The sequence below is a fragment of the Pseudomonas sp. LBUM1674 genome (genome assembly GCF_059695635.1).
The window spans coordinates 6727681-6747668 of the sequence record NZ_CP166779.1 but is presented as its reverse complement, the minus strand read 5'-3'; the positions used below and the strand labels follow the sequence as shown (position 1 = coordinate 6747668).

The 19988-nt window shown below is 61.3% G+C and carries 17 protein-coding genes; 8 read left to right on the top strand and 9 right to left on the bottom strand.

Going from position 1 to position 19988, the window contains the following annotated elements:
• Positions 1 to 14 precede the first annotated feature (14 nt).
• A complete protein-coding gene (locus tag ACA067_RS30960) occupies positions 15 to 713 on the bottom strand; it encodes a YggS family pyridoxal phosphate-dependent enzyme (protein WP_497459851.1) in 699 nt (232 codons plus the stop codon).
• Positions 714 to 770: 57 nt separating this feature from the next.
• On the opposite strand from ACA067_RS30960, the gene ACA067_RS30955 reads away from it, so the two are divergent.
• A complete protein-coding gene (locus tag ACA067_RS30955) occupies positions 771 to 1805 on the top strand; it encodes a type IV pilus twitching motility protein PilT (protein WP_497459850.1) in 1035 nt (344 codons plus the stop codon).
• A gap of 142 nt (positions 1806 to 1947) precedes the next feature.
• Here the strand turns inward: ACA067_RS30955 and ACA067_RS30950 are convergent, their stop codons facing one another.
• A complete protein-coding gene (locus ACA067_RS30950) occupies positions 1948 to 2583 on the bottom strand; it encodes a C40 family peptidase (protein ID WP_497462872.1) in 636 nt (211 codons plus the stop codon).
• A gap of 251 nt (positions 2584 to 2834) precedes the next feature.
• Here ACA067_RS30950 and ACA067_RS30945 point away from each other — a divergent pair, with 251 nt between their 5' ends.
• A complete protein-coding gene (locus ACA067_RS30945) occupies positions 2835 to 3266 on the top strand; it encodes an NINE protein (protein WP_497459849.1) in 432 nt (143 codons plus the stop codon).
• Positions 3267 to 3388: 122 nt separating this feature from the next.
• Here the strand turns inward: ACA067_RS30945 and ACA067_RS30940 are convergent, their stop codons facing one another.
• The 7 genes from ACA067_RS30940 to gshB form a co-directional block, all read right to left on the bottom strand.
• Positions 3389 to 4660 carry a dihydroorotase gene (locus ACA067_RS30940; RefSeq protein ID WP_497459848.1) on the bottom strand — a complete coding sequence of 424 codons (1272 nt, stop codon included), beginning with the start codon at positions 4658 to 4660 and terminating at the stop codon, positions 3389 to 3391.
• On the bottom strand, positions 4657 to 5661 hold the full coding sequence (locus ACA067_RS30935) for an aspartate carbamoyltransferase catalytic subunit (RefSeq protein WP_150798557.1): 1005 nt from the start codon (positions 5659 to 5661) through the stop codon (positions 4657 to 4659). The genes ACA067_RS30940 and ACA067_RS30935 overlap by 4 nt, the downstream gene beginning before the upstream one ends.
• A gap of 27 nt (positions 5662 to 5688) precedes the next feature.
• The gene (gene pyrR / locus ACA067_RS30930) at positions 5689 to 6192 is read right to left on the bottom strand and encodes a bifunctional pyr operon transcriptional regulator/uracil phosphoribosyltransferase PyrR (protein ID WP_497459847.1); all 504 of its coding nucleotides are present in this window, start codon (positions 6190 to 6192) and stop codon (positions 5689 to 5691) included.
• A 108-nt stretch (positions 6193 to 6300) separates the two neighbouring features.
• Positions 6301 to 6738: a Holliday junction resolvase RuvX gene (gene ruvX / locus ACA067_RS30925; RefSeq protein WP_005792259.1), complete on the bottom strand. Its 438-nt coding sequence runs from the start codon at positions 6736 to 6738 to the stop codon at positions 6301 to 6303.
• Positions 6738 to 7310 carry a YqgE/AlgH family protein gene (locus tag ACA067_RS30920; protein WP_497459846.1) on the bottom strand — a complete coding sequence of 191 codons (573 nt, stop codon included), beginning with the start codon at positions 7308 to 7310 and terminating at the stop codon, positions 6738 to 6740. Before ACA067_RS30920 ends, ruvX begins: the two co-directional genes overlap by 1 nt.
• A 192-nt stretch (positions 7311 to 7502) precedes the next feature.
• The gene (locus ACA067_RS30915; protein ID WP_497459845.1) at positions 7503 to 8402 is read right to left on the bottom strand and encodes an energy transducer TonB; all 900 of its coding nucleotides are present in this window, start codon (positions 8400 to 8402) and stop codon (positions 7503 to 7505) included.
• Between the two features lie 106 nt (positions 8403 to 8508).
• Entirely contained in the window at positions 8509 to 9480 is a 972-nt protein-coding gene (gshB, locus tag ACA067_RS30910) for a glutathione synthase (RefSeq protein WP_497459844.1), read from the bottom strand.
• Positions 9481 to 9841: 361 nt separating this feature from the next.
• On the opposite strand from gshB, the gene pilG reads away from it, so the two are divergent.
• The 6 genes from pilG to ACA067_RS30880 all read left to right on the top strand — a co-directional run bounded on the left by pilG (position 9842) and on the right by ACA067_RS30880 (position 19933).
• Complete coding sequence (pilG, locus tag ACA067_RS30905) at positions 9842 to 10246, top strand: twitching motility response regulator PilG (protein WP_008152601.1); 405 nt, start codon at positions 9842 to 9844, stop codon at positions 10244 to 10246.
• Positions 10247 to 10302: 56 nt separating this feature from the next.
• Positions 10303 to 10668, top strand: a complete 366-nt coding sequence (gene pilH / locus ACA067_RS30900; protein WP_007987790.1) for a twitching motility response regulator PilH — start codon at positions 10303 to 10305, stop codon at positions 10666 to 10668.
• 10 nt (positions 10669 to 10678) lie between these two features.
• Complete coding sequence (locus tag ACA067_RS30895; RefSeq protein WP_497459843.1) at positions 10679 to 11212, top strand: chemotaxis protein CheW; 534 nt, start codon at positions 10679 to 10681, stop codon at positions 11210 to 11212.
• A gap of 148 nt (positions 11213 to 11360) precedes the next feature.
• Positions 11361 to 13418, top strand: coding sequence for a methyl-accepting chemotaxis protein (locus tag ACA067_RS30890; protein ID WP_497459842.1), 2058 nt, complete (start codon positions 11361 to 11363; stop codon positions 13416 to 13418).
• A gap of 49 nt (positions 13419 to 13467) precedes the next feature.
• On the top strand, positions 13468 to 19485 hold the full coding sequence (locus ACA067_RS30885; protein ID WP_497459841.1) for an Hpt domain-containing protein: 6018 nt from the start codon (positions 13468 to 13470) through the stop codon (positions 19483 to 19485).
• The gene (locus ACA067_RS30880; protein ID WP_497459840.1) at positions 19478 to 19933 is read left to right on the top strand and encodes a chemotaxis protein CheW; all 456 of its coding nucleotides are present in this window, start codon (positions 19478 to 19480) and stop codon (positions 19931 to 19933) included. The genes ACA067_RS30885 and ACA067_RS30880 overlap by 8 nt, the downstream gene beginning before the upstream one ends.
• The last annotated feature ends 55 nt before the right edge of the window (positions 19934 to 19988 follow it).

Below are 19988 nucleotides of genomic sequence, written 5' to 3'. Positions count from 1 at the left end.
GGTGTCAGCCATGTTCAGGGCTGGCCATGCATTTGTTGAGAGCCGCGAGCGCCGAACAGGGCCGTACCGATACGGACCCAGGTGGCGCCCATGGCGATGGCCGACTCAAGGTCGTGGCTCATGCCCATGGAAAGTGTGTCGAGCGGCAGATTGAGACCGGCTTGCAGGCTTTGTACGGCAGCAAAAGCGGCGTCCTGGGCAGCGCGATCTTCAGTCGGCTCGGGAATCGCCATCAACCCGCGCAACTTCAGACGCGGCAATTGACTGATGGCGTTGGCCAGTGCCGGCAGATCGGCCGGGGTGCAGCCGGATTTGCTGGCTTCACCGCTGACGTTGACCTGGATGCAGATGTTCAGTGGAGGTAAATCGGCGGGACGTTGTTCGGACAGGCGTTGTGCGATTTTCAAACGATCCACGGAGTGCACCCAGGCGAAGTGCTCGGCGATAGCGCGAGTCTTGTTCGATTGAATGGGGCCGATGAAGTGCCAGATCAAGGGCAGGTCGGCCAATTCGAGTTGTTTGCCCAGGGCTTCCTGCAGGTAGTTTTCGCCAAAGTCGCGGATCCCGGCGGCACAGGCTTCGCGCACCGCTGCAGCGGGCTTGGTTTTACTCACAGCCAGCAGCTGGACGCTGTGTTCATCACGATGGGCGGCGACGGCCGCGGCGTGGATGCGTGAACTAACCTGTGCGATGTTGTCTGCTATCGTGGACATTCAAGAGGCGCCAGCGGGTCTGAGGGTCGCGGCATTCTACTGGAATTGAGGAGCGCTATGGATATCACTGAGCTGCTGGCCTTCAGCGCCAAACAAGGTGCGTCTGACCTGCACCTGTCTGCGGGCCTGCCACCGATGATTCGCGTCGATGGCGATGTGCGGCGCATCAATCTGCCGGCACTGGACGCCAAGCAGGTCCATGAGTTGATCTACGACGTCATGAACGATGTCCAGCGGGTGGAGTTTGAAAAACACCTGGAGGCCGATTTTTCCTTTGAAGTGCCGGGTGTGGCACGTTTTCGCGTCAATGTGTTCAATCAGAACCGCGGTGCTGGGGCGGTGTTTCGGACCATCCCGTCCAAGGTGCTGAGCATGGAGGACCTGGGGATGGGGGAAGTGTTTCGCAAGATTACAGAATCTTCCCGTGGCCTGGTGCTGGTGACCGGTCCGACCGGTTCCGGCAAGTCCACCACCCTGGCGGCAATGATCGACTACCTGAACAACCATCGCCACCATCACATTCTTACCGTCGAAGACCCGATCGAGTTCGTCCACGAATCGCGCAAGTGCCTGATCAACCAGCGCGAGGTCCATCGCGATACCCGCAGCTTCGCCACAGCCCTGCGCTCGGCGCTACGGGAGGATCCGGACGTGATTCTGGTGGGGGAGATGCGCGATCTGGAAACCATCCGTCTCGCGCTGACGGCCGCCGAGACCGGTCACCTGGTGTTTGGCACGCTGCACACCACCTCGGCGGCGAAAACCGTCGACCGGATAGTGGATGTGTTTCCGGGGGATGAGAAGTCGATGGTGCGTTCGATGCTGTCCGAGTCGCTGTTGGCGGTGGTTTCCCAGGCGCTGGTGAAGAAGATCGGCGGTGGGCGGATCGCGGCCCACGAAATCATGCTGGGCACATCGGCCATTCGTAACCTGATCCGCGAAGACAAGGTGGCGCAGATGTACTCGTCGATTCAGACCGGGGGGTCGATCGGGATGCAAACGCTGGATATGTGTTTGAAGGATCTGGTGAACAAGGGCTTGATCAGCCGGGAGCATGCGCGGGAGAAAGCGCGGTCACCGGATAGTTTTTGAGGGGTGGATGATCGTTCCCACGCTCTGCGTGGGAATGCCTCAATGGACGCTCTGCGTCCGCTTCAGCAGGGACGCAGAGCGTCCCGGGCTGCATTCCCACGCGGAGCATGGGAGCGATCAGTACTGCCGCCGGGAGCTCAAATCAGCGTTGAACCACCTGTATGGTGTTCTGCTCTTTCGGCAAAACCCGCTTGGCAACCACGTAGTGTTTTTCCCAATACGGTTTTTTCAGGGTATCGATGCTGACCGATTTGCCACGGCGTGGTGCGTGGATAAAGCGGTCGTTGCCCAGGTAGATGGCAACATGATTGACCCTGCGACTCTTGATGTTGAAGAAAATCAGGTCGCCAGGCTTCAGATCCTTGCGATCGACTTTCTCGCCATGACCGCTGGCCATGGCGTTCGACGTGCGCGGCAGGTCAAACGTGGCGTCGTTGAACGCGTATTTCACCAGGCCACTGCAATCGAAACCCTTGCTTGGGCTGCTGCCGCCCCAACGGTACGGAGTGCCAAGCACGTTGACCGCGCGACTCAGCACATTGCTGCTTTCCTTGCTCGCCATTGGCGGAACCAGGCTGCTCGTGTTCTTGCTGGTCTTGCTGCTGTTCAGGTAAGGGGACCGTGGTCCGGCTTTCTTGTACTTGCTTGAAGGAACAGATACATGGGATTTCGGGGTGTAACCATTAACGTTTGGAAGACGTTGCTCGCGGTTGGTGGCGTGGGCGGCCAGGGGCAATAATAGGCAAATGGTTAGCCATGTCTTGAAAAATGGACGCATTAGGCAAGGCTCATATGGGTGAACGCGCAACTTTATAACAGCTTTTTGGTCTTTTTTAAGTCCGTTGGTCGATTCCGCCTGGTCGCAACGGAACCAAATAAGCAAAAAGTTGACGCGGGTTTTGGCAATAAGTCTTTTGCGAACAAGGCTTTGGCGCAGAATGACGTGGCCGGATGCCATGCGTCGGCCACCTGTAAAAAAGTCACAAAGATTTAAAGAATATTTATCTATCGTGTGAATCGAGGTCCTCCATGAACACCTATCAACACCCCGTTCCACATCAGGACACCCACAGCAAAGTGATCGGCTACCTGCTGTGGATTTTCGGTTTTACCGGGGCTCACCGCTTCTATTACGGCAAGCCGGTGACCGGGACGATCTGGTTCTTCACTTTCGGTTTGTTGGGTATCGGCTGGCTGATCGATCTGTTTCTGATCCCCGCCATGGATCGTGAAGCGGACTTGCGATTTACCGCCGGGCCCATCGAGTACAACGTCGCCTGGATTCTGCTGACGTTTCTTGGGGTATTTGGCGTACACCGGATGTATCAAGGCAAATGGATCAGCGGCTTGCTGTACCTGGTGACGGGCGGGTTGTTTTTTCTGGGGGTGCTGTATGACTTCTGGACGTTGAATGATCAGGTGTCGATTCGCAATGCCCAGAACAGAGGCGCCTTCCAGTAAACCATCGTCGGAACGCCGCACGGGGCAAGCCCGCTCCCACAGGTTTATGGGTTAGCCGCAAGATTTGCGGTCACAACAAACCCTGTGGGAGCGGGCTTGCCCGCGATTGGAGCGACGCGGTCTTAAGCCTGGTGAGTGATGCGCCCATCTACCAGGGTGTACCTCACCACACCCGGCAAGCTGTGCCCCATGAACGGGCAGTTCTCACCCTTGGACCGCCAGGTTTCGCCAGCCACGGTCGAGGCCGCAGGGTCGAACAGTACGATATCCGCCGCCCCACCCACCGCCAACTTGCCCGCCGGCAGGCGCAAGGCCTCGGCAGGTCCGGCGCTGAGGCGCGCCAATAACGTTGGCAGGTCCAGCAAACCGTCTTCCACCAACGTCATCGCCAGTGGCAGCAATAACTCAACGCTGCTGATGCCCGGTTCGGTGGCACCGAACGGCGCCAGTTTCGCGTCCCGCTCATGGGGCTGATGATGGCTGGAAATGGCCGATATCACACCGGACTTCACCGCCTCGCGCAGGCCATCGCGGTCGGCACGGGTGCGCAGCGGTGGCTGGACGTGATAGAGGCTGCTGAAGTCGATCAGTGCTTCGTCGGTCAGGATCAGTTGGTACAGCGCGACGTCGGCCGTTACCGGCAGGCCGCGCGCCTGGGCCTGAGCGATCAGGGCGACGCCGCGAGCACTGGTGAGCTGGCTGAAGTGCGCGCGCACGCCGCTTTGCTCGACCAGCAACAGGTCCCGGGCCAGGGCCACGGTCTCGGCAGTTTCCGGAATGCCCGGCAAACCGAGAAAACTGGCGGTCGGGCCATCATGGGCCAGGCCACCTTCGGCCAGATCATGGTCCTGGGAGTTGAAAATCACCGTCAGGTCGAAAGTCGCGGCGTATTCCAGCGCCCGGCACAAGGTGCGGGTGTTGCGGAAACTTTCCAGGCCATTGCCGAAAGCCACGCAGCCGGCATCGCGCAACGCCACGAGCTCTGCCAGCTGTTCGCCGTCCAGGCCTTTGCTCAGGGCGCCAATCGGAAAAACCTTGGTGTTGCCGGCCTCGCGGGCGCGATCGAGGATCAGTTCGGCCACGGCCGAGGTGTCCAGCACCGGTTTGGTCTTTGGTGGGCAGCACAGGCTGGTCACGCCGCCGGCTGCGGCGGCGCGGGTTTCGCTGATGATCGAACCTTTACGACTGTAGCCCGGTTCGCGCAGGGCGACGTTCAGGTCAACCAGGCCAGGCGCGGCCACCAGGCCTTGGGCATCGAGGGTGTCGACGGCGACAAAACCGGTCGGTGCGGCGCCAATGGCGACGATCTTGCAGGCTTCAACGTGGATATCAGTCACTTGATCCAGGCCGCTGCTTGGATCGATAACGCGGGCGCCGAGAATGCTGAGCTTCACTGGGCGTTCTCCTGCTCGAATTGGCGCTGGGCAGTCTGCCCGCTCATGGCCATGGACAGCACGGCCATACGAATGGCGATGCCGTAGGTCACTTGGTTGAGGATCACCGAGTGCGGGCCGTCCGCCACGGCGGACTCAATCTCCACCCCACGGTTGATCGGCCCCGGGTGCATGACGATGGCATCCGGTTTGGCGCCGGCCAGGCGCGCGGTGGTCAGGCCGAACAGGCGGTAGAACTCGCCTTCGCTCGGCAGCAGACCGCCGGTCATGCGTTCGCGCTGCAGGCGCAGCATGATCACCACGTCGACGTCTTTCAGGCCTTCGGTCATGTCGGTGTAGACCTTCACCCCGTATTGTTCGACGCCGATCGGCAGCAGGGTTTTCGGCGCGATCACGCGGATGTCCGGGCAACCGAGGGTTTTCAGGGCCAGCATGTTCGAGCGCGCAACCCGCGAATGCAGGATGTCGCCGACGATGGCCACCGAGAGGTTTTCGAAGCTGCCTTTGTGCCGACGGATAGTGAGCATGTCGAGCATGCCCTGGGTTGGGTGGGCATGTCGGCCATCGCCACCATTGATGATCGCCACTTGCGGGCAGACGTGCTCGGCAATGAAGTGGGCCGCGCCGGAGTCACCGTGACGCACGACGAACATGTCGGCGGCCATGGCTTCCAGGTTGCGCAGGGTATCGAGCAGGGTTTCCCCCTTGCTCGCCGACGATGTGGACACGTTGAGGGTGATCACGTCGGCCGACAGCCGCTGGGCCGCCAGTTCGAAGGTGGTGCGGGTGCGGGTGGAGTTCTCGAAGAACACGTTGCACACGGTCTTGCCACGCAGCAACGGGACTTTCTTCACCGCCCGGGCGCCGACTTCGAGGAACGAGTCCGCGGTGTCGAGGATTTCCGTCAGCAACTCGCGGCGCAGACCGTCGAGCGAGAGGAAGTGGCGCAGCTGGCCCTGATCATTGAGCTGCAGCGGGCGCTTGGTTTCTAGAGGCGTCATCGCGAGGGGGACTCTCAATAGGGCGAATTAAAAGGCGAGGTCTTGCAGTTCGAGCTTGAGCTCCGGACCGGACAGCTTTACGCGCTCGTGGGCTGCCAGCGACAGGGTCGCGCCCACTACGTCCGGGCGAATCGGCAACTCGCCGGCGTCCAGATCCAGCAGGCAGACCAATGTCACGCTGGCCGGGCGGCCGTAGTCGAAGAGTTCATTCAGGGCGGCGCGGATGGTCCGGCCACTCATCAGCACGTCGTCGATCAGCACCAGATGCTGGCCTTCGATCTCGAAGGGCAGGGCAGACGGGCGTACTTGCGGGTGCAGGCCGTTCTGGCTGAAGTCGTCACGGTAGAAGGAAACGTCCAGCGTGCCCAAGGGCGAGTCGTTGCCCAGTTCGTCGAGCAACGCCTGGGCGACCCAAATACCGCCGGTACGAATGCCGATGTAACGCGGTTCGCTGATGCCACGGTGTTCCAGGTGGTCCTTGAGGCGGATCGCCATCTGGCTGATCAGTTCGCCGGGATTAGGCAGGCTCATGGTTTGCTCCTTCTTCGGCCCGAGCCCAGCTTTTGGGGTATAGCGCTTGGGCGGGGCTCGGGTTGTAGCTAAAAGAGACGCGCAGCGGCTCATCAGGATCTGTTGCGCTCAGGATTCGAACAGCGCGGTGTTTTCGTCGAGCCAGCCTTGCAGCAACAGGGCCGCGGCGATGGCGTCGACCGGGTTGTCGCGGTAACTGCCCTTTTGCCCGCCGCGATCACGCCGCTCGCCCTTGGCTTCGAAGGTGGTCAGGCGTTCGTCGTGGGTATAGAAGGGCAGGTTGTAGCGGCCATTCAGGCGCCGGGCGAATTTTTCCGCCCGCAGGCACATGTCGCTTGGTGTGCCGTCCATGTTCAATGGCAGGCCGACCACTACGGCATCGGGTTTCCACTCCTTGATCAGCGCTTCGACCTGATTCCAGTCGGGAATGCCGTTCTGTGCCTTCAAGGTGCACAGCTCGCGGGCCTGGCCAGTAATCACCTGGCCGACCGCGACGCCGATCTGTTTGGTGCCGTAGTCGAAACCCAGAATCAACCGCAGGGCCATCAGGCGTGCCCCGCCTGGCTGGTCAGCAGGCTGAGATTAATGCCCAGATGCCTGGCCGCCGCTTCCAGGCGCAATTCACTGCTGGTATTGAACAGGATGTCGGCGTCGAACGGGCAGGTCAGCCAGGCATTGTCGGCCAGTTCGGCCTCCAGTTGCCCGGCTTCCCAACCGGCGTAGCCCAGGGTGATCACGCTTTTCGCAGGGCCGACGCCGTCGGCGATGGCGAACAACACGTCCTGGGAGGTCGACAGAGACAGCTCGCCTTCCAGATCAACGGTCGCCTGAAAGGTTTTTCCCGATGGATGCAGAACAAAGCCGCGATCGGTCTGCACCGGCCCGCCGATAAAGATCGGCACATGCTGGCAGAGGACCGGCGGTTCGATGTCGGGGCGCAATTGCTCGAGGATATCGGCCAGGTTCAGGTCTTGCGGACGGTTGACCACCAGCCCCATGGCACCATTGGCCGTGTGCTCGACGATGTAGGTCAAGGTGTGCGCAAAGTTCGGGTCGACCATGTGAGGCATGGCGATCAGGAAGTGATGCTTGAGGTAGCTGGGGCTGACGTTCTTCATGAGCGCTAGTGTGGCGTTGGAGGGGCGAACTGACAAGCCGGGGATGGCGCAATTTGCCAGTCGACATCGATACAATGTGGGAGCGAGCTTGCTCGCGATGGCGGTCTGTCTGTTACATGAATATTGAATGTACTGCCGCTATCGTCGGAACGCCGCCCGGAGCAAGCTCGCTCCCACAGGGGGTTGCGCTGATCAGTTGCTGGACAAACGGTCCCCACGGGCGAACTTCCAGGTGCGGATGATTTCCAGCCGGTCGATGTCCGACAGATCCCCGGTAAACGGCGAAAACGGTGCTGCAAGCCGCACAATCCGCTGCGCCGCCTGATCCAGCAGCGGTTGCCCGGAAGACTCCAGCACCAGCACCTCATACAGCGAACCGTCGCGGTTGATCGAGACCATCAGGCGCAAATTGCCGTAAATCTGCTGGCGTCGGGCCTCGTCCGGGTAATTGAGGTTACCGATGCGCTCGACCTTCTTGCGCCATTCGTCCTTGTACCAGGCGCCCTTGTCGCGCATGGTCGAGGCGGCGCTCAGGCGGTGGATGCGCGGGCGCTTGGCGTACAACTGTTGTTCGTTGGCCAGTTCCGCTTCGAGGCTGGCGATGTCGCTGGACAGCTGTTCACTGTCGAATGTCGGCGCCGCCACCTTGGGTTTGGTGTCGGTCTTGGGTTCTGCGGTTTTGGCCGGGGCTTTTTTCGGTTTTGGCGCGACGGTGGTCACGGCTGCCTTGGGCGGGGCTTCCTGTACTTGAGGTTTGGCCGCTGGCGGTGGTGTGACTTTCTTGACCTTGTTGTCCTGAAACGGCGCGACCTCGGTGGTCTTGGGAATCGCCTTTTTATCCAGGGTGCCGCTGCCTTGCTGGTTTTCCTGGGCAAGGAAATCGGCTTTTTCCGGCTTTTTATCGCTTTTGAAGGTGGCGAGGGTGATTTCCAGGGTTTTGCTGATCTGTTTGGGTTCAACCATGGTGAACCCGACACCCAAGAGCAAGGCCAGGTGAATCAGCGCGGCCAGGAACAGGGTAAAACCGAGGCGATCGACCGGGCGCACACCACGATGGGCGAGTTCAGCGGGCAGATCGGACGGAAGCGTCATGACAAAAAAACCAACATCGCGTTTTTACGGGCCCGGCATGATAACGCAATGTTGGTTTTTAGCTTCAAGCGACAAGCTTCGAGCGACAAGCTGTATACCGCATGCTTCAAACTTGCGGCTTGAGGCTTGCAGCTTGGAGCTTCTTCTCAATGGCATCCATCAGCAGGCCACCGATGTCGGTGCCGAACGCATTATCAATCTCGCGAATGCAGGTCGGGCTGGTGACGTTGATTTCCGTCAGGTGTTCGCCGATCACATCGAGACCGACGAATAGCAGGCCTTTCTCGCGCAGGGTCGGGCCGACCTGGGCGGCGATCCAGCGATCTTTCTCGGTCAGCGGACGCGCTTCACCACGCCCGCCGGCGGCCAGGTTGCCCCGGGTTTCGCCCGCCGCCGGGATTCGCGCCAGGCAGTAATCCACCGGTTCGCCATCGATCATCAGGATGCGCTTGTCGCCATCGACGATGGCCGGCAGATAACCCTGGATCATGATCTGCTGATTGCCATGCAGGGTCAGGGTTTCGAGGATCACCGACAGGTTCGGGTGGCCGGCGGTATGACGGAAGATCGACGAGCCGCCCATGCCGTCCAGCGGCTTGAGTATCACATCGCCATGGTGATCGGCGAACTCACGCAATACGTCTGGACGACGGCTGACGATGGTCGGCGGGGTGCACTGCGGGAACAGCGTGGCGAACAGCTTCTCGTTGCAGTCACGCAGGCTTTGCGGCTTGTTGACCACCAGTACGCCAGCGCGCTCGGCTTGCTCGAGCAGGTACGTGGAGTAGACGAACTCCATGTCGAACGGCGGGTCCTTGCGCATCAGGATCACGTCCAGATCGCTCAGCAGCGAATCCTGCTCGGCGTCCAGTTCGAACCATTTTTGCGGGTTGGCGAAGACTTTCAACGGACGCATCCGCGCCCGCGCTTCGCCTTCGGCCTGGTACAAATCGCGCTGTTCCATATAGAACAGTTCCCAGCCGCGCTTCTGCGCGGCCAGCAGCATGGCCAGCGAGCTATCCTTTTTATAGGAGATGCTGGCAATAGGATCCATGACAATCCCGACGCGAACGCTCATGGGTGTTTCCTCGAAAATTTGGGGGGCTATGGCGATCTGCTGTAGGAGCAAGCTTGCTTGCGATGGTCGTCAACGATAACGCTCTGAGCCTGACACCCCGTGGTGTTCTCGGGTCCATCGCGAGCAAGCTCGCTCCTACACAAAAGATCAGTCCACAGGACCGTATAAAAGTGGCGTCAGAGTGGCGCTGAGTGTGTTCCGGGTCAAGGAAAAACCACCGCGCCAGTCGCCCGATAGATTGGATTTGGAGACTGTGCTAAAAAGGCTGCCATATCGTGCTGGGCCTTGAACATCAAGGGTTTCAAGCCTCCGGTTAGCGCAAATGGACAATTTGATTCGCAAAGGCGACGGTAGAGCATTTATGGAACAGCATTCCAGCGCCTTGAAGGTCATGGTGATCGACGATTCGAAGACGATTCGCCGCACCGCCGAAACGCTGTTGAAGAACGTGGGTTGTGAGGTCATCACGGCCATCGATGGTTTCGATGCCCTGGCCAAGATTGCCGATAATCACCCCGGCATCATCTTTGTCGACATCATGATGCCGCGTCTGGATGGTTATCAGACCTGCGCCTTGATCAAGAACAACAGCGCATTCAAGTCCACGCCGGTGATTATGCTGTCGTCCAAGGACGGGCTGTTCGACAAGGCCAAGGGGCGCATCGTCGGCTCCGACCAGTTTTTGACCAAACCTTTCAGCAAGGAAGAACTGCTGAACGCGATCCAGGCCCATGTACCGGGCTTCGCCGCCGTTTTGCCGCAGTAAGACACCACAGTGACGCTCGGCCAGCGGGCCCGGTGTCGACAAGAATGGGGAAGACCATGGCACGTATTCTGATCGTCGATGATTCGCCGACCGAAATGTACAAACTGACCGGCATGCTGGAAAAGCACGGGCATGAAGTGTTGAAAGCCGAAAACGGCGCCGACGGCGTCGCCCTGGCCCGCCAGGAAAAACCCGACGCGGTGCTGATGGACATCGTCATGCCCGGCCTCAACGGATTTCAGGCGACCCGTCAGCTGACCAAAGACCCGGAGACCGGGCACATTCCGGTGATCATCATCACCACCAAGGATCAGGAAACCGACAAGGTCTGGGGCACGCGCCAGGGGGCCAGGGACTACCTGACCAAACCGGTCGACGAAGACACCCTGATCAAGACCCTGAACAACGTGCTGGCCGGTTGAACGTCCGGCCATGACCGAGTCGCTGACCGCCTTCGAACTGCTGTTGCAGATCGATCGGCGTTGTCGTCTGCTGGCGGCGGATCTACCGTCCCAGCCGTTCCGACAGGACAGCTGGAGCGGTATCGGTTTTCGCCTGGGCGAGCGCTGGTACGTCGCGCCCATGGGCGAAGTCAGCGAAGTATTGCACGAGCCACGGTTCACTCAACTGCCGGGCGTCAAGCCCTGGGTCAAGGGCGTCGCCAACTTGCGCGGACGATTGCTGCCGATCATGGATGTGTGTGGTTTCTTCGGTCATGAACTGTCGCCTCTGCGCAAGCAGCGGCGGGTGTTGGTGGTCGAGCATGGCGATATGTTCGCCGGGTTGATGGTCGATGAAGTCTTCGGCTTGCAGCACTTCGCCCAGGACAGCCTGGAGCCGGCAGGCAATGGGCACGGGCCGATGTCGGCGTTCGTCACCGGCCGTTTTCAACGCGAGCAGAGCTGGCAGGTGTTCAGCCCGTTTGCGTTGGTGCAGTCGCCAGGATTCATGAACGTCGCACTTTGAACCTGTGGGAGCGAGACCGGCTTGCCGGCGAATGCGGCTGATCATGCAACTTTGATGTCGACTGACACACCGCATTCGCGAGCAAGCCGGTCTCGCTCCCACAAGGGATCTTCGGTGGGTTCTAAAGGTTGGTTAAAGGCGAGGACCGATGATAAAAGCAAAAACAGGCAAGCCGGAAGGGTCGCGCAGCCGCTCACAGATCATCGCGCTGTTCATCGCGCTGATCGTCTTCATCATGCTGCTGTTCGCCCACTTCGCTTACCTCAATACCCAGGCCACGTACGACAAGCAGTACATCGGCCACGCCGGCGAGCTGCGCGTGCTGTCCCAGCGCATCGCCAAGAACGCCACCGAAGCCGCGGCGGGTAAGGCGGCGGCGTTCAAACTGCTCAGCGACGCGCGCAATGATTTTGCCCGGCGTTGGGGCTATTTGAAGCAGGGCGACCCCTCCACCGGCCTGCCGCCGGCGCCGTCTACCGTGCGCCCGGAAATGCGCGCCGTGCAGCTGGATTGGGAGCGTCTGCTGAAAAACACCGACACGATCCTCGCAAGCGAACAGACCGTACTGTCCCTGCACCAGGTCGCCGCCACCCTGGCCGAAACCGTGCCGCAGCTGCAGGTCGAATACGAAAAGGTCGTCGAAATCCTCCTGCAACGCGGTGCTCCGGCCGCACAGGTGGCGATGGCCCAGCGTCAGACGCTGCTGGCTGAACGTATCCTCGGCGCGGTGAACACCGTGCTGTCCGGAGACGAAAGCTCGCAACAGGCCGCCGACGCGTTCGGTCGCGACGCCGCGCGATTCGGCCAGGTGCTCACCGGCATGCTCCAGGGTAATCCGGCGCTGAAGGTGAGCCAGGTCGAAGACCGCGATGCCCGCGCCCGGTTGGTCGAGATTTCAGAACTGTTCGAATTCGTCTCGGGTTCGGTGGACGAAATCCTCGAAACTTCGCCGGAGCTGTTCAAGGTTCGTGAATCGGCCGGCAACATTTTTACCTTGTCGCAAACCCTGCTCGACGAAGCCTCGCACCTGGCCACCGGATTCGAAAATCTCGCCGGCGGGCGCAACACCGACACCATTGGCGGCTATGTACTGGGCCTCGCGGCACTGATGTCGATCATCCTCATCGGGCTGGTGATGGTGCGCGAAACCAATCGTCAGTTGCGCGAGACTGCCGAGAAGAACGAGCGCAATCAGAACGCAATCATGCGGCTGCTGGACGAAATCGAGGACCTGGCCGACGGCGACCTGACCGTGACCGCTACGGTGACCGAAGACTTTACCGGAACCATCGCCGATTCGATCAACTACTCCGTCGATCAACTGCGGGATCTGGTGGCGACGATCAACCTCACGGCCGGCCAGGTTGCCGCCGCGGTGCAGGAAACCCAGGCCACCGCCATGCACCTGGCCCAGGCCTCGGAGCATCAGGCCCAGCAGATTGCCGAAGCGTCCACGGCGATCAACGACATGGCTCAGTCCATCGATCAGGTCTCGGCCAACGCGGCCGAATCCTCGGCGGTGGCCGAGCGTTCGGTGGAAATCGCCAACAAGGGCAACGAAGTGGTGCATAACACAATCCACGGCATGGACAATATTCGCGAGCAGATTCAGGACACCGCCAAGCGCATCAAGCGATTGGGTGAGTCCTCCCAGGAAATTGGCGATATAGTCAGCCTGATCGATGACATTGCCGACCAGACCAACATCCTCGCCCTGAATGCGGCGATCCAGGCGTCCCTGGCCGGTGACGCCGGGCGCGGGTTTGCAGTGGTGGCCGACGAAGTGCAACGACTGGCCGAGCGTTCGTCCGCCGCGACCCGACAGATCGAAACCCTGGTGCGGGCGATCCAGACCGACACCAACGAAGCCGTGATTTCCATGGAGCAGACCACCACCGAAGTGGTGCGCGGCGCGCATCTGGCGCAGGATGCGGGGGTGGCCCTGGAAGAAATCGAAGGGGTGTCGAAGACCCTTGCGGCGCTGATCCAGAGTATTTCCAACGCCGCGCAGCAACAGGCGTCTTCGGCCGGGCAGATTTCCCTGACGATGAACGTGATCCAGCAGATCACCACGCAGACCTCGTCCGGTTCCACGGCCACCGCCGAAAGCATCGGCAACCTGGCGAAAATGGCCAGTCAGCTGCGGCGTTCGGTGTCCGGTTTCACCTTGCCGGCCACCAGGGCGCAGGCTGCTGATAAAGTGTGAAGCGCCCTGGGGCGTATGATTCCTGATTGGGGTGCGGACTGGAGTGGTTATGGGTGATCGGCACGACTATGTGGCCCTCGAGTGGGTCAAGGGCGAGATTGCCGAAACGTTGAAAGTGGCTCATCAGGCGATCGTGACCTTGCTGGATGACCCGCAGGCGACGCACGCCCTGAGCGAATGCCTGGCGTGCATCCATCAGGTTCATGGCAGCTTGCAGATGGTCGAGTTCTACGGCGCGGCGCTGTTCGCCGAAGAAATGGAGCAATTGACCAGCGCCCTGCTGCTTAACCGCGTCGACCGTCGTGATGAGGCGATCCATCTGTTGCTGCAGGCCCTCGGGCAACTGCCGATCTACCTCGACCGGGTGCAAGGCGCCCGTCGGGACCTGCCGCTGGTCATGTTGCCGCTGATCAACGATCTGCGCAGCGCCCGAGGCGAAAGCCTGTTGTCGGAAACCAGCCTGTTCACTCCGCAATTGCCGGACCTTCTGCCACTGGATGAGGAATCCCTGGCGTTGCTGGAACCGGCGGATTTACCTGATGTGCTACGCAAGCTGCGGCAGATGGTGCAGATGGCCCTGGCCGGATTGCTGCACGAGCAGGATGAGGAGACTAATCTCGGGTACCTGACCAAGGTGTTTTCGCGCCTGGAAGGGCTGTGTGGCACTGCGCCCCTGGGGCCGTTGTGGCAAGTCGCCTCGGCGCTGGTCGAAGGCATGCGCAGCGGCGAGATCGTCAATAGCCCGGCCTTGCGTAGCCTGTTCAAGGAGGCCGATCAGGAGCTCAAACGGCTGCTCGAACAGGGCATGCCCGGCATCAATCAGCCGGCGCCGCCGGTGTTGCTCAAGCGTTTGCTGTTTTACATTGCCAAGGCCGAACACCCTACCGGGCAGATGCTGACCATGAAAGATCGCTACGGACTGGACGATGCGCTGCCTGACAGCGCGATGGTCGATGAAGAACGGGCACGGCTGGCCGGCCCCGACCGCGACGCCATGCGCTCGGTGCTGGCGGCGCTGTGCGAAGAACTGGTGCGGGTCAAGGAGCGCCTGGACCTGTTCGTGCGCAGCGACCGTCAGCACACCTCGGACCTCGACAGCTTGCTGGCGCCTCTACGGCAAATCGCCGACACCCTGGCGGTGCTCGGTTTCGGCCAGCCACGCAAGGTCATCATCGATCAGTTGGCGGTGGTACTGAGCCTTGCCCAAGGCCAGCGTGAGCCCAATGACGCAATCCTCATGGACGTCGCCGGCGCCTTGCTCTATGTCGAAGCGACCCTGGCCGGCATGGTTGGCACCGTCGAGCCGCAAAGCCAGGAAGAAAGCCGTCTGCCGACCACCGACCTGACGCAGATCCACCAGATCGTGATCAAGGAAGCACGCATTTGCCTGCAACAGGCCAAGGACATGATCGTCGACTACATCGACGCCGACTGGGATCGCCAGCACCTGCAGCCATTGCCGGCCTTGCTGACCCAGGTACGCGGCGCGCTGGCGATGATTGCGTTGAGCCGCGCGGCGAGCCTGATCGAAACCTGCAACCAGTTTATCCACGAGCATCTGTTGCTGGATCCGGATCACCCCGGCTGGCAGGAACTCGACAGCCTGGCCGACGTCGTGACCAGCATCGAGTACTACCTGGAACGCCTTGGCGACGACCCCGAAGCGCCGGGCGAACATCTGCTCGACGTCGCGCAAAAGAGCCTGGCCTCCCTCGGCTTTTTCCCCCGCGAGCAACAGGTGCCGGTGCTTGAAGAGGTGCTCAGCCCGGCGCAAGCACAGCTCATGCGCGATCATCAGGAACTGGACGATCCGGCCATCGTGCAGACCCTGGCCGATGTGCTGGCCAGTCCTGTATCTGCCGTCAACCCGCCCGCCTTGACCTCCCCCGGCAGCCTGTTGCCGCCGCCGGTCGGCGAAGAGCGGGTGGACGATGAGCTGCGGGAAGTCTTCCTCGAAGAAACCGCCGAGGTCCTGGAAATCCTCCGGGAATACCTGCCGCGCTGGTCGGCCAATGCCGACGACAAGTCGGCCCTGAGCGAACTGCGCCGGGCCTTCCATACCCTCAAGGGCAGTGGCCGGATGGTCCGCGCGCTGGTGTTGGGCGAACTGGCCTGGGCTGTGGAAAACCTGCTTAACCGCGTGCTGGAAAACAACGTCGCGCCGGGGGCCGCGGTGCAACAACTGCTGGCTGATGCGCTGAACCTGATGCCGGAGTTGGTGGCCGAATTTGCCGCCAATGACCAGCGCCAGCGCAATGATGTCGATCAATTGGCCGCGCGTGCCCATGCGCTGGCCGAGGGTCGTGAACCGCCGGCGGATGAGGTCACGCAGGAGGTTGCGGCGCTTGATCCGTTGTTGCTGGAGATTTTTCGCAACGAAGCCGAAACCCATTTGGCCAGTCTCAACCGCTTTCTCGACCGGGCCGCCGAGCAGGTGCCGTTGCAGGCCAGCGACGAGTTGCAGCGGGCCTTGCACACCCTCAAGGGCAGTGCCTCCATGGCGGGCGTTTTGCCGATTGCCGAGCTGGCAACGCCGCTGGATCAACTGACCAGGGAATACAAGGCACACCTGCTTGCGCTGGATCAGGATGAAGTCGAACTGTTGCTGGAGGCTGAAGGACTGTTCCGTCTCGGGCTGCGTCAACTCACGCGCGATCCACTGGCCGGGATTCCCGGTGCCCGCGCGTTGATCGAACGCACCCAGGCGTTACTGGCCGAGCGTCTGCAAAGTCTACTGAGTGCACCCAATACCCGGCTGCGGATCAAGCGCGATCCGCAGTTGATCAACAACTTTCTCGCCCAGGGCATGGACATTCTGCTGGATGCCGAAAGTCTGTTGCGGCGTTGGCAGCAACATCCCGGCGAGCGGCAGGAACTCAGTGCACTGCTGGACGAATTGACCACCCTGGGCGAAGGCGCGCACCTGGCCGATCTGCATCCGGTGGATGAGCTCTGCGAAGCCTTGCTCGACCTCTATGGCGCGGTGGAGGAAAGCAGCCTGGCGGTCAGTGAGCGGTTTTTTCACGAGGCACAAAGTGCCCATGAAGCACTGATCAATATGCTCGACGAACTGGCCGCCGGCCAGGAAGTCAGCCCGCAACCGGAGCGGATCCAGGCCTTGCGCGGCTTGCTCGATGAGAGCCTCGATCCCTCGGCGATGGGCTTGATCCGTAGTGACGGCAGCCGAACCCTGAGCATTCGCGAGCTGGGCAGCGCTACGGCGGAACTGGCGCAGACCCTTGTAGGCGCTGGCTTGCCAGCGAAGGACTCACAGGCGCCGCGTTTATCCATGGAAAACGCGTCATCGTTAACGTCCTTCGCTGCGGTGCGGCGATCCGACAAGCCAGCTCCTACAAAGAGCCGCGTTGAGCTGGACGATGAGATCGTCGCGATCTTCCTCGAGGAAGCGCTGGATATCCTCGACAGCGCCGGCCAGACCCTGCAACGCTGGCTGGGCGACCCGGACAACGCCGCGCCGCTGCTGTCCCTGCAGCGTGACCTGCACACCCTCAAGGGCGGTGCGCGGATGGCCGAAGTCGAGCCCATCGGTGACCTGGCCCATGAGTTGGAAAGCCTTTACGAAGGCTTGGTCGATCGCCGTTTCAGTCACGGCGAAGCGTTGGCGCAGCTGCTGCAACACAGCCATGACCGACTCGCAGGGTTGCTTGAACAACTGCAAGACCAGCAGCCATTGGGCGATCCGGGCGAACTGATCGAAGTCATACGCCAATTCCGTCAGGACAATGTCAGTACCCTTGAGCGGGTCGAGCCCGCGCCGGTCAACGACTCGACCGCCCATGATCCCGAGTTGCAGGACATCTTCCTCGAGGAAGGGTTCGACATCATTGAAAACTCTGGCGCCGCATTGGTGCGCTGGCAGGCTGAACCGACCCATCGTCAGGAAGTGGAAACCCTGTTGCGCGATCTGCACACCCTCAAGGGTGGCGCGCGGATGGTGGAGATCGTCCCGATCGGCGACCTCGCCCATGAGCTGGAATTTCTCTACGAAGGCCTGTCCGCTGGCGTGCTGCAACCCACCCCCGCATTGTTCGCGCTGCTGCAAAGCAGCCATGACCGCTTGGCGCAAATGCTCGATGCGACCCGCGCCGGGGACCCGTTGCCAGCGGCCGATCAACTGATCGACGCGATCAGGAATTTCAGCCACCCAGCGGTGCCTGAAGCGCCGGTTGCAACACTTGCAACGCACAAGCCCGAGCCACTCGCGCTGCCACCTGACGCCGGCGCCGACATGGTCAAGGTCTCGGCTGAACTGCTCGACGACCTGGTCAACCTGGCCGGCGAAACCTCGATCTTCCGTGGTCGGATCGAGCAACAGGTCAACGATGCGCGCGTGGCCCTGAGCGAAATGGAAACCACCATCGAGCGCATGCGCGACCAGTTGCGCCGCCTCGATACCGAAACCCAGGGGCGGATTCTCAGCCGTCAGCAGGTCGACGCCGAACGCCTGGGCTACGAAGAATTCGACCCGCTGGAAATGGACCGTCATTCGCAGTTGCAGCAACTGTCGCGGGCGCTGTTCGAATCCGCCTCGGACCTGCTCGACCTCAAGGAAACCCTCGAGCGGCGCAATCAGGATGCGGACAACCTGCTGCAACAGCAGGGCCGCATCAACACTGAGTTGCAGGAAGGGCTGATGCGTACGCGCATGGTGCCGTTCGAGCGCATGCTGCCGCGCTTGAAGCGCATCGTTCGCCAGGTCTCCAGCGAGTTGGGCAAAGACGTGGAGTTCATCGTTGGCAACGCTGAAGGCGAGATGGACCGTAACGTGCTCGAACGCATGGCGGCGCCGCTGGAGCACATGCTACGCAATGCCGTGGACCACGGACTGGAGTCCGCCGAGGTGCGTATCGCGGCCGGTAAACCAGCTCAGGGGCGGATTACCCTCGACCTGTCGCGAGAGGGCGGCGACATCATTTTCGACATCCGCGACGACGGTGCCGGCGTGCCGCTGGACGCGGTCCGGCGCAAGGCGATCAAGCGCGGCCTGCTGGCGCCGGACAGCAACATCAGCGACCGCGACGTGCTGCAATTCATCCTGCAACCGGGGTTCTCCACCGCCGAGAAAATCACCCAGATTTCCGGGCGGGGCGTCGGTATGGACGTGGTTCACGAAGAAGTCCGGCAACTCGGCGGCACGATGAGCATCGACTCTGTGCCTGGGCAGGGCGTGCACTTCCGCATTCGCCTGCCGTTCACCGTGTCGGTCAACCGGGCGCTGATGGTGCAGTGCGGGGAAGATCAATACGCGATCCCGCTGAATACCATCGACGGTATCGTGCGCGTGTTGCCTAACGAACTCGAAGGGCATTACCGGCTCGATCCGCCGACTTACAAATACGCCGGGCAACACTATGAACTGTGTTACCTCGGTGAATTGCTCAAGACCAGCACCCGTCCGAAACTGCTGGGCCAGAGCCTGCCGCTGCCGGTCTTGCTGGTGCAATGCAACGAGCGACATATTGCCGTGCAGGTCGATGCCATGGCCGGCACTCGCGAGATCGTGGTGAAAAGCCTGGGTCCGCAGTTCGCAGCGGTACAGGGTTTGTCCGGGGCAACGATCCTGGGTGATGGCCGGGTGGTGCTGATTGTCGATCTGCTGGCACCGATCCGCGCCATGCAGGCGCGTTTGCCGCAGCGACCATTGGCTCAAGACGCGGGACCCGAGCCGCACAAACCCTTGCTGGTGCTGGTGGTCGATGACTCGGTCACCGTGCGCAAGGTCACCAGCCGTTTGCTCGAACGCCACGGCATGAACGTGCTGACCGCCAAGGACGGCGTCGACGCCATGCTGCTGCTCGAAGAACACCTGCCGGACCTGATGCTGCTGGACATCGAAATGCCGCGCATGGACGGCTTCGAAGTGGCGACCCGGGTGCGCGCGGACGAACGCTTGCGGCACCTGCCGATCATCATGATCACCTCGCGCACCGGCCAGAAACACCGCGACCGCGCCATGGCCATCGGCGTCAACGACTACCTCGGCAAGCCGTACCAGGAATCGGTGCTGCTCGACAGTATCGCCCTATGGAGCAAGACCCATGCTTGAGCATCGCACCAGCAACCTCACCGGGCTGCTGTTGCCCCTGGCCGACCGTAACCTGATTTTGCCCAACGTCGCCATCGCCGAGCTGATCGATTACCAACCGGGAACCTTCGATCCCGATACGCCACCCTGGTATCTCGGACGGGTAGCGTGGCGTAACCGGCAGATTCCATTGCTCAGTTTCGAGTCGGCGTGTGGCAACAAAATCGTCATCGGTGAGCGGGCGCGGATTGTCATCCTCAATGCCCTTGGCGGGCGGCCTGAGCTGAAGTTCATTGCGTTGCTGGTGCAGGGGATTCCGCGGTCGTACAAGCTCGACAGCCAGTTGAGCTATGTCGATGTGCCGCTGTGTGCGCTGGAACTGGCGGCGGTGCAGGTGGGGGAGCAGGTGGCGAAGGTGCCTGACTTGCTGGCGCTGGAGGAACTGCTGGTGAGTGCCGGGTTGACCTGACCGGCCCCTTCGCGAGCAGGCTCGCTCCCACAGGGTAACGCATTCCCTGTGGGAG

Bases quoted from the DNA above. Each gene is read 5' to 3' on its own strand.
- ACA067_RS30960 (WP_497459851.1), bottom strand. From the start codon at position 713: ATGTCCACGATAGCAGACAACATCGCACAGGTTAGTTCACGCATCCAC.
- ACA067_RS30955 (WP_497459850.1), top strand. From the start codon at position 771: ATGGATATCACTGAGCTGCTGGCCTTCAGCGCCAAACAAGGTGCGTCT.
- ACA067_RS30950 (WP_497462872.1), bottom strand. From the start codon at position 2,583: ATGCGTCCATTTTTCAAGACATGGCTAACCATTTGCCTATTATTGCCC.
- ACA067_RS30945 (WP_497459849.1), top strand. From the start codon at position 2,835: ATGAACACCTATCAACACCCCGTTCCACATCAGGACACCCACAGCAAA.
- ACA067_RS30935 (WP_150798557.1), bottom strand. From the start codon at position 5,661: ATGACGCCTCTAGAAACCAAGCGCCCGCTGCAGCTCAATGATCAGGGC.
- pyrR (WP_497459847.1), bottom strand. From the start codon at position 6,192: ATGAGCCTGCCTAATCCCGGCGAACTGATCAGCCAGATGGCGATCCGC.
- ruvX (WP_005792259.1), bottom strand. From the start codon at position 6,738: ATGGCCCTGCGGTTGATTCTGGGTTTCGACTACGGCACCAAACAGATC.
- ACA067_RS30920 (WP_497459846.1), bottom strand. From the start codon at position 7,310: ATGAAGAACGTCAGCCCCAGCTACCTCAAGCATCACTTCCTGATCGCC.
- ACA067_RS30915 (WP_497459845.1), bottom strand. From the start codon at position 8,402: ATGACGCTTCCGTCCGATCTGCCCGCTGAACTCGCCCATCGTGGTGTG.
- gshB (WP_497459844.1), bottom strand. From the start codon at position 9,480: ATGAGCGTTCGCGTCGGGATTGTCATGGATCCTATTGCCAGCATCTCC.
- pilG (WP_008152601.1), top strand. From the start codon at position 9,842: ATGGAACAGCATTCCAGCGCCTTGAAGGTCATGGTGATCGACGATTCG.
- pilH (WP_007987790.1), top strand. From the start codon at position 10,303: ATGGCACGTATTCTGATCGTCGATGATTCGCCGACCGAAATGTACAAA.
- ACA067_RS30895 (WP_497459843.1), top strand. From the start codon at position 10,679: ATGACCGAGTCGCTGACCGCCTTCGAACTGCTGTTGCAGATCGATCGG.
- ACA067_RS30890 (WP_497459842.1), top strand. From the start codon at position 11,361: ATGATAAAAGCAAAAACAGGCAAGCCGGAAGGGTCGCGCAGCCGCTCA.
- ACA067_RS30885 (WP_497459841.1), top strand. From the start codon at position 13,468: ATGGGTGATCGGCACGACTATGTGGCCCTCGAGTGGGTCAAGGGCGAG.
- ACA067_RS30880 (WP_497459840.1), top strand. From the start codon at position 19,478: ATGCTTGAGCATCGCACCAGCAACCTCACCGGGCTGCTGTTGCCCCTG.